Annotated in this window: 6 protein-coding genes; 5 read left to right on the plus strand and 1 reads right to left on the minus strand. The window is 35.2% G+C overall.

Going from position 1 to position 11,179, the window contains the following annotated elements; translation table 11 throughout:
• Positions 1-31: 31 nt before the first annotated feature.
• Positions 32-3,013: a SusC/RagA family TonB-linked outer membrane protein gene (locus ACWA1F_RS01315; RefSeq protein WP_456890976.1), complete on the minus strand. Its 2,982-nt coding sequence runs from the start codon at positions 3,011-3,013 to the stop codon at positions 32-34.
• A 236-nt stretch (positions 3,014-3,249) separates the two neighbouring features.
• On the opposite strand from ACWA1F_RS01315, the gene ACWA1F_RS01320 reads away from it, so the two are divergent.
• From ACWA1F_RS01320 to ACWA1F_RS01340, 5 genes are all read left to right on the plus strand, one after another.
• Positions 3,250-4,281: a LacI family DNA-binding transcriptional regulator gene (locus tag ACWA1F_RS01320; RefSeq protein ID WP_456890978.1), complete on the plus strand. Its 1,032-nt coding sequence runs from the start codon at positions 3,250-3,252 to the stop codon at positions 4,279-4,281.
• 177 nt (positions 4,282-4,458) lie between these two features.
• The gene (locus ACWA1F_RS01325) at positions 4,459-5,814 is read left to right on the plus strand and encodes an MFS transporter (protein ID WP_456890980.1); all 1,356 of its coding nucleotides are present in this window, start codon (positions 4,459-4,461) and stop codon (positions 5,812-5,814) included.
• Positions 5,815-5,836: 22 nt separating this feature from the next.
• Positions 5,837-6,490: a beta-phosphoglucomutase gene (gene pgmB / locus ACWA1F_RS01330; RefSeq protein WP_456890982.1), complete on the plus strand. Its 654-nt coding sequence runs from the start codon at positions 5,837-5,839 to the stop codon at positions 6,488-6,490.
• 193 nt (positions 6,491-6,683) lie between these two features.
• Positions 6,684-8,987 carry a glycoside hydrolase family 65 protein gene (locus tag ACWA1F_RS01335; RefSeq protein WP_456890984.1) on the plus strand — a complete coding sequence of 768 codons (2,304 nt, stop codon included), beginning with the start codon at positions 6,684-6,686 and terminating at the stop codon, positions 8,985-8,987.
• Between the two features lie 21 nt (positions 8,988-9,008).
• Positions 9,009-11,123: a glycoside hydrolase family 97 protein gene (locus ACWA1F_RS01340; protein WP_456890986.1), complete on the plus strand. Its 2,115-nt coding sequence runs from the start codon at positions 9,009-9,011 to the stop codon at positions 11,121-11,123.
• The last annotated feature ends 56 nt before the right edge of the window (positions 11,124-11,179 follow it).

An 11,179-nucleotide genomic window follows, 5' to 3' on the forward strand; every position in this document is an offset into this window, starting at 1 on the left:
TTATTTTTTAAATTTAATTTTCAATGTACTATTAGAAGTTCGCATTTACTCCAAACAAGAATGTTCTCGGTCTCGGATAAACATTGTTATCTATTCCGTTGAATTTTTCAGGATCTAAACCATTGTATTTTGTAAGTACAAAAACATTTTGAACTCCAGCAGTAAATCTTAATGAAGCTGCTTTTAATAATGATTTATCAAATGTATATCCTACTACAATGTTATCTAACTTGATGAAAGAAGCATCTTTCACATAGTAATTTGAGTAATTACGCTGTGTTCCATTATTATTACTTTCAGTTGTAAAACCTGTATTATAATAATCAGTCGTGATATTAGCAAGGTCTGAATCTCTTCTTAAACCAGCTTGCAAATATCCTTTATCAGAACTTACGTTATCGAAAATGTAATTTCCTAAACTAGCTCTCCAGTTCATTGTGAAATCAAATTTTTTATAATTCAAAGTAGAATACAATCCGAAAGTATAATCTGCCGTTGGTTTATGATATTTATAACGGTCAGCATCTGTAATCGCTCCGTCACCATTTCTGTCTGCATAAGCACCTTGAATAGGTCTTTTGTTTTCATCATATAATTGCTCAAATACAAAGAATGAATTTGGAGCATATCCCTCAGAGTGAATTAACACCTGATTTCCTGTACCACCAGCAATTACATCTCCTGTAATATATCCTTGGAATCCAGGAACTGTAACTCCTAAATCAGATATTTTTTGATCAATATAGGTTACGTTAGCTGCAACATTCCATGTTAATTTATCATTTTTGATGATGTCTGATTGAACGCTGAATTCAACCCCTTTAGTTCTAACACTTCCAATATTGCTATATCCTTGGTTACGAATGTTAGCTCCATCTGGAACTGGAATATCTGCTAATAAGTCGCTAGATTTTTTATCAAAATAGTTGATAGATCCAGTCAATCTTTCATTAAAGAATCCAAAATCTACTCCAATATTCATCTCAGCTAAATCCTCCCATTTAATATCTTCATTGTATCCTTCTGGCCTTGCAGCTCTGTAAATAACACCATCAAACATATATTGAGTATTCAATGTTCCAAAAGTCACCCTTCTTAAGAAATCGTATGCTGGCGGAATATCCTGCTGACCAGTAGTTCCGTATCCAACTCTTAATTTTAAGCTAGATAAAGTTTGATTATCTTTCAAGAATGCTTCTTCTGCCAAATTCCATGCAAAAGCACCTCCGGCAAAGTTACCCCATCTGTTTTCTTTAGAGAAACGAGAAGTTCCGTCTCTTCTGTAGTTAACAGTCAATAAATATCTACTGTCATATCCTAAATTTACACGTCCAAAATATGATTGCAAATTGATATCTGGATCAGTCGTAACATCCGCAGGCGGATTTGGCTGTTTGATGTCTCCAGAATTGAATCCTTCTCTCTGGAATAACTGATAGTTGTAACCAGCTGTTGCATCAATTTTAAACTTACCAATATCTTTAGTATAATTAAAGTATGTATTTAAGTTTTTGTTCTGACGATTGTCTGTATAGTGAGTGTATCCACCTAAGTTTACCCAGTTACCTTTATCAAATGAATTAGGTTGGTATCCTAAAATACTTTCTGTGCTAATAGCATTGTAACCATCACTATCAAATTTATCAATACCTGCTTCTGCAACGATTCTTAAATCTTCAAAGAAATGGAATTTATAATCTAATCTAATGTTACCCCATTTTCTTGTAGAAGTTGCTCTTCTATCCTCTTGATTTATTCTTGCAACAGGGTTTCTTGCTGGCAATAACGGCACATTTCCATTTGCTTCCAACCACTCGAAGTATCCTCCATAACGAGAACCTTCTTGGTAAACTGGCTGTGTCGGATCAAATATAATAGCACTGCTAATTGCTGCTCCTTCATTTTGGAATTGATTTTTACCAAAAGCTAAATTTCCTGTTATATCAATTTTTAAATGATTGTCAAATAAAACTGGATTTAACGATAACGATGTCGTAGTTCTTTCAAAAGAAGTGTTTCTTAAGATTCCAGGATTATCAACATTTCCAACAGATAAACGCACTGGAAGTTTATTAAATAATGACCCACTTACTGAGACGTTATTGTTTGTTGTTAAAGCTGTATGGAAAATTTCATCTTGCCAATTTGTATTTGCTGTACCTAATAAAGCTTTTTGAGCTGGCGTACCATTTGCGTTTACAAGAGCACGATATTGATCTGCACTTAAAACATCTACTGTATTAGCAACTGTATTGATACCAACTTGAGAGTTAAAGTTTACTTTTACGCCACCTTTTGTTCCTTTTTTAGTAGTGATTACAATTACACCATTTGCAGCACGAGAACCATAAATTGCAGCTGCAGATGCATCTTTTAAAACTGTAAATGACTCAATATCGTTTGGATCAATTGTAGATAAAATACTAGTTGCTCCACTAGGAACCGCATTACTCATAGGAAGTCCATCAATTACAATTAAAGGCTCGTTAGAAGCACTTAAAGAAGATCCTCCACGAATTCTAATATCTGCTTTTGCACCTGGAGCTCCTCCTCCAACTACATTAACACCAGCAATACGTCCGCTGATTAATGTTTCTGGAGTTACGTTGATACCTTTATTAAATTCTTTAGCAGAAATTTGAGAAACAGATCCTGTTGCGTCTTTTTTCTTCACAGTACCGTAACCAACTTGCACCACAACTTCTTTAAGCTGATTTGTGTCTTCTTCTAAAGAAACATTTAATGTTTTTTGACCAGTGTATTCAATTGTTTCCGTTTTGTATCCAATGAAAGAAACAACGATTTTGTTACCGTTTTTAACATTTGATAGCTGGTAATTTCCATCAAATCCAGTTGATGCACCGTTTGGAGCACCTTGTACATTTACATTTACCCCTGGTATTGGCTGACCTGTTGTTTTGTCAACAACAGTCCCTTTTAAAGTGTTCTGAGCCAACACTGTAAAAGGCAACAATAGGAATAAAAATAACAACTTTTTGTAAATTGTTTTCATACTTTTTGTTTAAATTAGTTTTGAGTTTTTGAACGTTAGTTAAGTTTTTAATTTTACTTCGAATTTCAAAATTATGAATTTATTAACATGCTCGACCAGAGGCAATTTATTATGCGTTACGAAAACGTGGTAGTGTTGAAAACTTTCTATATTTTGTAATCTTTTCAGTCAAAAATTATCAATTCTAAAAATATTAGATACCTTTATTAATAATTAGATTTTTTTCAAATAAAACCATGAAACGCAAAATAACCTTAAAACAGATTGCAAAGGAGCTTGACGTGTCTATCTCAACTGTCTCAAAATCACTTAGAAACAGTCTTGAAATTGGCGAAGAAACACGACTAAAAGTGCAGGCTTTTGCGAAGTTTTACAACTACAAACCAAACAATATTGCTCTCAGTTTAAAAAACCGAAAAACGAAGAGTATAGGAATCATTATTCCCGAAATTGTACACTACTTTTTCTCTACCGTTATCAACGGAGTCGAGCAAGTCGCAAATGAATACGGATACAGCGTAGTAATCTGTGTATCAGACGATTCTTTTGACAAAGAAGTTTTAAACATGGAGATGCTGGCCAACGGAAGTATAGATGGTTTTATCATGTCTCTGTCTAAAGAAACACAATACAAAGGCGACTTCCATCATATTACCGAAGTGATCAATCAGGGAATGCCTGTAGTAATGTTTGACCGTGTTACCAACGATATATTATGCGATAAAGTAATTATTGATGATAAATCTGCTGCTTATGAAGCCGTTCAAAGTTTAATTGACAATGGCAGAAAGAAGATTGCTCTAGTAACTACAGTCGATTATGTAAGTGTTGGAAAACTGAGAACTGACGGCTACGAAAAAGCATTATTAGACAATGGACTACCTTTTAATGAAGAACTTATTATTAAAATTGAAGATGTAGAAACTTGCGAAATAACGATCAGTCAGCTTTTACATGAAAGAGCTTTTGATGCTGTTTTTGCTGTAAACGAGCTTTTTGCTGTAACCATTATCAAAACAGCAAACAAAATGGGATTGAAAGTTCCTGAAGATTTAGCTGTAATTGCTTTTACTGACGGAATCATTTCAAAATACTCTACTCCGACTATCACAACTGTTAGTCAAAGTGGCGAAAAAATGGGTAATAAAGCAGCGAAAATGCTTATTGAAAGACTCGAAGCCGAAGAAGATGACGACGAAGAACATACTGAAAATTACACTACAGAAGTGATAGAAACACACCTCATTAAAAGAGAATCTACTGACTAATTTTCTTAAAATCAATCTATTCCAAAGCCATAAAAAATATTTATGGCTTTTTTATTAGCATAAATAAAAAAATAATTTATACTTTTACGCCCGTCAAGGCTTTTACTTTTACTTCGAAAAAACAGTAAGTTTTGATAAGCAAAGCGCTTATCGTATAATTTTTCACAAATTACGATAATGGAAAAGCGTAAATTAAGTTTCTGGGAAATTTGGAACATGAGTTTCGGCTTCTTAGGAATACAAATGGGGTTTGCACTTCAGAATGCAAATGCCAGCAGAATTCTTCAAATTTTTGGTGCCGACGTACATGAACTTTCGTGGTTCTGGATTATTGCTCCTCTTATGGGATTGATAGTACAGCCTATTATTGGTCATTATAGCGACAAAACTTGGGGAAAATTCGGCAGACGAAAACCTTTCTTTTTAGTAGGAGCCGTTTTAGCTTCAGTGGGATTAATTTTAATGCCACAAGCCAACATTTTCATTTCTGTACTTCCCGCTCTGTGGGTTGGAGCAGGAATGCTAATGATTATGGATGCTTCTTTCAACATTGCCATGGAGCCTTTCCGTGCACTTGTTGGCGACAATTTAAGAACAGATCAGCGTACTGCGGGATTTAGTATCCAAACTTCATTAATTGGTTTTGGAGCCGTAATTGGTTCAGCATTACCCTACGTTTTAACGAAATATTTTGGCGTGCCAAACAGCACAGTTCCAGGAAGTGTTCCGTTAAATCTGACTTTGTCCTTTATCATTGGAGCAGCGGTTTTAATTGGTTCGATCTTAGTAACTTTATTCACAACCAAAGAATATTCGCCTGAAGAATTGGCAAGATTCGAAGATCCGCAAAATGAAGTGATTTCTGATTCTGAAGAAAAATCAAAAATTACAGACATCTTTACCGATTTTGCAAAAATGCCATTAACCATGCGTCAGCTTAGCTGGGTGCAATTCTTTTCTTGGTTTGGTTTATTCGGAATGTGGGTTTTTACAACTCCAGCCATAGCGCACCATATCTATGGGTTACCATTAAATGACACTTCTAGCCAGCAATATCAAGATGCGGGTGACTGGGTCGGAATTTTATTTGGTGTTTACAACTTAGTTTCTGCTATTGTCGCTTTGTTTTTCTTACCGTACATCGCTAAAAAAATTGGTCGAAAAGCAACACATTCACTTTCATTGATTATTGGAGGAATTGGATTAATTTCCATCTATTTCATGCCAAATGAAGACTGGGTTGTACTTCCAATGATCTTAATTGGAGTTGCTTGGGCAAGTATTTTGGCAATGCCATACGCTATTTTAGCTGGATCTATTACTCCTAAAAAAATGGGTGTTTACATGGGAATCTTCAACTTCTTTGTTGTTATTCCGCAAATTGTAAATGCGTTAATTGGAGGTCCAATTGTAAAATATCTTTACAACGGAGATGCCATTTATGCTTTGGTTACAAGTGGTGTAAGCTTTCTAATTGCTGCCGCTTTAGTTTCTAAAGTAAAAGACGTAGACGACTTTTCTAAAAAATCATAATTTAAGAATAATTCCCCCTAAAATGAACAAAAAGGCATTTATATTCGACCTTGACGGCGTAATTGTAGACACCGCCAAATACCACTTTTTGGCTTGGCAGAAAATCGCTCAGTCATTAAATATAAATTTTACCCACGAACATAACGAACTTTTAAAAGGCGTGAGCCGAGTTCGTTCGCTAGATATAATTCTCGGATTAGGCAATGTTCAAGCTTCTCAAGAAGACAAAGACAAATGGCTAATTCAAAAAAATGAAGATTACCTATCTTATTTAGTTGACATGGATGAAAGTGAGGTTCTTCCAGGAGTTTTAAAAATTCTAAAACTATTAAAAGATAAAAATCAAGGAATTGCATTAGGTTCTGCCAGCAAAAATGCAAGACCAATTCTAGAAAAAACAGGGGTTCTATCTTACTTCGATGTTATTGTTGACGGAAACGACGTCACCAATGCAAAACCAGATCCTGAAGTTTTCTTAAAAGCGGCTCAATTATTAAACATTGATCCAAAAAATTCAATTGTATTTGAAGATTCTGTTGCCGGAATTCAGGCAGCAAATATCGCAGAAATGGTAAGTGTGGGAATTGGTGAGGAAACAATTTTACATGAAGCTGATCATATTTTTAAAGATTTTACCCAAATCGAAACAAGCTTTATTGAGGAACTAATTAGATAATGAGAAAATTTGATAATTAGATAATTTCTCCACAAACGAATTATCTAATTACCTAATTGACGAATTGTCTCAATTAAAAAAAATGTAAAACAACAGCAATTCAATAGAATAAAAGTCAAAAAAAATAATTATCCAATTATCCCAATTGACAAATTATCTAATTGACACATTGCCCAATTATCTAATTAAACAAATGAATCAAGATTATATAAAACCAGACAATTGGTCCGTAATAGAAGAAGGATTTGATGCTGAAAGAGTAAAATCGTCTGAAAGTCTTTTCAGCATCGGAAACGGCGCTATGGGACAGCGTGCGAATTTTGAAGAGACATATTCTGGAGAAACTTTCCAAGGAAGCTATATTGCAGGTATTTACTATCCAGACAAAACAAAAGTGGGCTGGTGGAAAAACGGTTATCCGAAGTATTTTGCGAAAGTTTTGAATGCGCCTAACTGGATTGGAATTGATGTAGAAATCAACGAAGAAAACCTTGATTTACACAATTGTACAGAAGTTAGAAATTTCCGCAGAGAATTGAATATGAAAGAAGGATGGTACAATCGTTCTTTTGAAGCTGTACTGAAAAACGGAACTGAAATCGCGATAAACATCCGTCGTTTTCTTTCAATGGATTTAGACGAAGCGGGAGTAATTAAATACGACATTACGCCTTTAAACAAAGATGCAAAAATCGTTTACAAACCGTATATCGATGCTGGAGTTACCAATGAAGATGCGAACTGGGAAGAAAAATTCTGGGAACCGCTTGAAGTTAAAAAAGGAACAAACGAAGCTTTTGTAACTGCTCAAACTTTCAAAACGCATTTTAAAGTTACGACTTTCATGCACAATACGATTTTGGCAAATGGTGAAAATATCAACGTTTCTCCGTCAACAATCGATTCAACAACAGATAAAGTTCAGTACACTTACGGAACTATTATCGCAAAAGGACAAACCTCAACGATTCAGAAAATTGGAGGTTATACGGTTTCTTTAAACCACGAAAATACTTTGGCTGGTGCCGAAAAAGTAATTAAATCTGCAGTTGCTTTAGGGTACGAAACTTTGCTTCAAAACCAAATTGATGCTTGGGCAAAAATCTGGGAAATGTCAGACATTACAATTGAAGGTGATGTTAAGGCACAGCAGGGAATTCGTTTCAATATTTTCCAATTGAACCAAACCTACTCAGGAAAAGATTCTCGTTTGAATATTGGTCCAAAAGGATTTACAGGAGAAAAATACGGCGGATCAACTTATTGGGACACTGAGGCGTATTGTATTCCGTTTTACATGGCGACAAAAGATCAGCAAGTTGCAAGAAACTTATTGACGTATCGTTACAACCAATTGGATAAAGCGATTGAAAATGCTAAAGATAATTTAGGTTTCAAAAACGGCGCTGCTCTTTATCCGATGGTAACCATGAATGGTGAAGAATGCCATAACGAATGGGAAATCACGCATGAAGAAATCCACAGAAATGGAGCGATTGCTTTTGCCATTTACAACTACAACCGTTACACAGGAGATTACTCTTATATTCCAGAAAAAGGATTAGAAGTTCTAATCGGAATTGCACGTTTCTGGCATCAGAGAGCATCTTTTTCTAAAGATAAAAATCAATATGTGATTCTGGGCGTAACAGGTCCAAATGAATACGAAAACAACATCAACAATAATTTCTACACCAATTATATTGCAAAATGGTGTATCGATTTTGCTTCAGAACAAATAGAAAAAGTAGCCAAAGAATATCCTTCAGATCATAAAAGAATTTTAGAAAAAGTAACGCTTTCTTCAGAAGAAATTAAAGAATGGAAAAAAGTGGCAGACGACATGTACTTCCCTATTTCTGAAGAACTTGGAATCTATTTACAGCAAGACGGTTTCTTAGACAAAGATTTAGTTCCTGTTAAAGATTTAGATAAATCGCAGCGTCCTATTAATCAAAAATGGTCTTGGGATCGCGTTTTACGTTCGCCATATATTAAGCAAGCCGATGTTTTGCAAGGTTTTTATTTTTTCGAAGATCATTTTTCTAAAGAAGAATTAAAACGTAATTTTGAATTTTACGAATCATTTACGGTTCACGAGAGCTCACTTTCCCCTTGTGTGCACTCAATTCAAGCTGCTGTTTTAGATAAAATGGACATGGCATATACTTTCTATTTAAGAACTTCTCGTCTGGACTTAGATGATTACAATAAAGAAGTAGAAGAAGGCTGTCACATTACCTCAATGGCTGGAACTTGGATGAGCATTGTAGAAGGTTTTGGCGGAATGCGTGTTAAAAATGACCAGCTTCATTTCTCTCCAAAAATCCCTAAAGAATGGAAAGGCTATTCATTTAAAATCAATTTCAGAAACCAGATTTTAAAGGTTTCTGTAAATCATGACGAAACTAATTTTACCGTAGACGGCGATCAGGATTTAACGATTATCGTAAACGGGAAACCGATAACAGCAGAAAAACCTGCTTCAATTAATTAATATTTCTAAAATCAAAAAAACATGAAAAACTTATTTTTCGCAAGTTTAATCTTGTTTGCGGCTAGCACAATCGCTAAAGCGCAACAATTAAAATCTCCCGAAGGAAAGTTCGTAATGGAATTTTCGCTTCAAAGCGACGGAACTCCAACTTACAATTTAAAATACAAAAACAAAGAAGTTGTAAAAACCAGTAAACTAGGCCTTGAACTGAAAGATGATAAAAAATCTTTGTTGAATGACTTTACAATTGCTGATACTAAAACTTCAACTTTTGATGAAACTTGGAAGCCGGTTTGGGGTGAAGTAGATCAAATTAGAAATCATTATAATGAATTGGCGGTTACTTTAAACCAAAAAAGTACAGACAGACAAATCGTAATCCGTTTTCGTTTGTTTGATGACGGTTTAGGTTTCCGTTACGAATTCCCAGCACAAAAGAATCTTACTTACTTTATAATAAAAGAAGAAAGATCTCAATTTGCTATGGCTGGAGATCACACAGCTTTCTGGATTCCAGGAGATTATGATACTCAAGAATACGATTATACAAAATCTAAATTATCAGAAATTAGAGGTTTATCTCAAAAAGCATACACAGCAAACGTTTCTCAAAAGTCATTTTCACCAACAGGGGTTCAGACTTCTTTGATGATGAAATCTGCTGACGGAATCTACATCAACCTGCACGAAGCAGCTTTGATTGACTATTCTTGTATGCACCTTAATTTAGATGATAAAAACTTAGTTTTCGAATCTTGGTTAACTCCAGACGCAAAAGGAGATAAAGGACACATGCAAGCGCCAAATCACTCTCCTTGGAGAACAATTATCGTAAGCGATGATGCTAGAGAAATCTTAGCTTCAAAAATGACGTACAACTTAAATGATCCTTCAAAAATCGAAAACACTTCTTGGATCAAACCAGTAAAATACATCGGAGTTTGGTGGGAAATGATTACAGGAAAAAGCTCTTGGTCTTACACAAACGATTATCCAACAGTTCAATTGGGAGTTACAGATTTCGCGAAAGCAAAACCAAACGGAACACACGGAGCAAACAATGCTAACGTAAAAAAATACATTGATTTTGCTGCTGCAAATGGTTTCGACGCAGTTTTGGTTGAAGGTTGGAACGAAGGATGGGAAGACTGGTTTGGACATTCTAAAGATTATGTTTTTGATTTCGTAACGCCTTACCCAGATTTTGATGTGAAAGGACTACACGAATATGCAAAATCTAAAGGTGTAAAAATCATCATGCACCACGAAACTTCAGGATCTGTTCGTAACTACGAGCGCCACATGGATGCTGCATACAAATTCATGAACGATAACGGATACGATGCTGTAAAAAGCGGTTACGTTGGAGATATTTTGCCAAGAGGCGAAAACCACTACAGCCAATGGATTGTAAATCACTACCAATACGCTATCGAAAAAGCAGCTGATTACAAAATTATGGTGAACGCTCACGAAGCGGTTCGTCCAACAGGAATTGCAAGAACGTATCCGAACTTAATTGGAAACGAAGCAGCAAGAGGAACAGAATACCAAGCTTTTGGAGGTTCTAAACCAAATCACGTTACGGTTATCCCATTTACAAGATTAATTGGTGGACCAATGGATTACACGCCTGGAATCTTCGAAATGGATATCAGCAAAATGAATCCTGAGAACAAATCACATGTAAACAGTACAATCTGTAATCAATTGGCTTTATACGTTACAATGTACAGCCCATTACAAATGGCTGCTGATACTCCAGAAAACTACAACCGTTTTCCAGATGCATTCCAATTCATTAAAGATGTGGCTGTTGACTGGTCAGAAAGCAAATATATTGAGGCTGAGCCTGGAGATTTTATAACGGTTGCCCGTAAAGCAAAAGGAACAAACAACTGGTTTGTTGGAAACGTAAACGGAGAAACGGCTCGTACTTCAAACATCGATTTCAGCTTCCTTGAAAAAGGCAAAAAATACACAGCTACAATTTATGCTGATGCAAAAGATGCACATTACAAAACAAATCCGCAGGCTTATACCATCAAGAAAATTGCTGTTACAAGTAAATCAAAATTATCACAGCTTTCTGCTCCTGGAGGAGGTTATGCGATAAGCATTATTGAAAATAAATAATTAAAATAACCATATAAGAAATGTAAGTTCATTTAATTTGAAATTCCCCAGTTTTA

Source organism: Flavobacterium erigeronis, assembly GCF_054075165.1.

Bases quoted from the DNA above. Each gene is read 5' to 3' on its own strand.
- ACWA1F_RS01315 (WP_456890976.1), bottom strand. From the start codon at position 3,013: ATGAAAACAATTTACAAAAAGTTGTTATTTTTATTCCTATTGTTGCCT.
- ACWA1F_RS01320 (WP_456890978.1), top strand. From the start codon at position 3,250: ATGAAACGCAAAATAACCTTAAAACAGATTGCAAAGGAGCTTGACGTG.
- ACWA1F_RS01325 (WP_456890980.1), top strand. From the start codon at position 4,459: ATGGAAAAGCGTAAATTAAGTTTCTGGGAAATTTGGAACATGAGTTTC.
- pgmB (WP_456890982.1), top strand. From the start codon at position 5,837: ATGAACAAAAAGGCATTTATATTCGACCTTGACGGCGTAATTGTAGAC.
- ACWA1F_RS01335 (WP_456890984.1), top strand. From the start codon at position 6,684: ATGAATCAAGATTATATAAAACCAGACAATTGGTCCGTAATAGAAGAA.
- ACWA1F_RS01340 (WP_456890986.1), top strand. From the start codon at position 9,009: ATGAAAAACTTATTTTTCGCAAGTTTAATCTTGTTTGCGGCTAGCACA.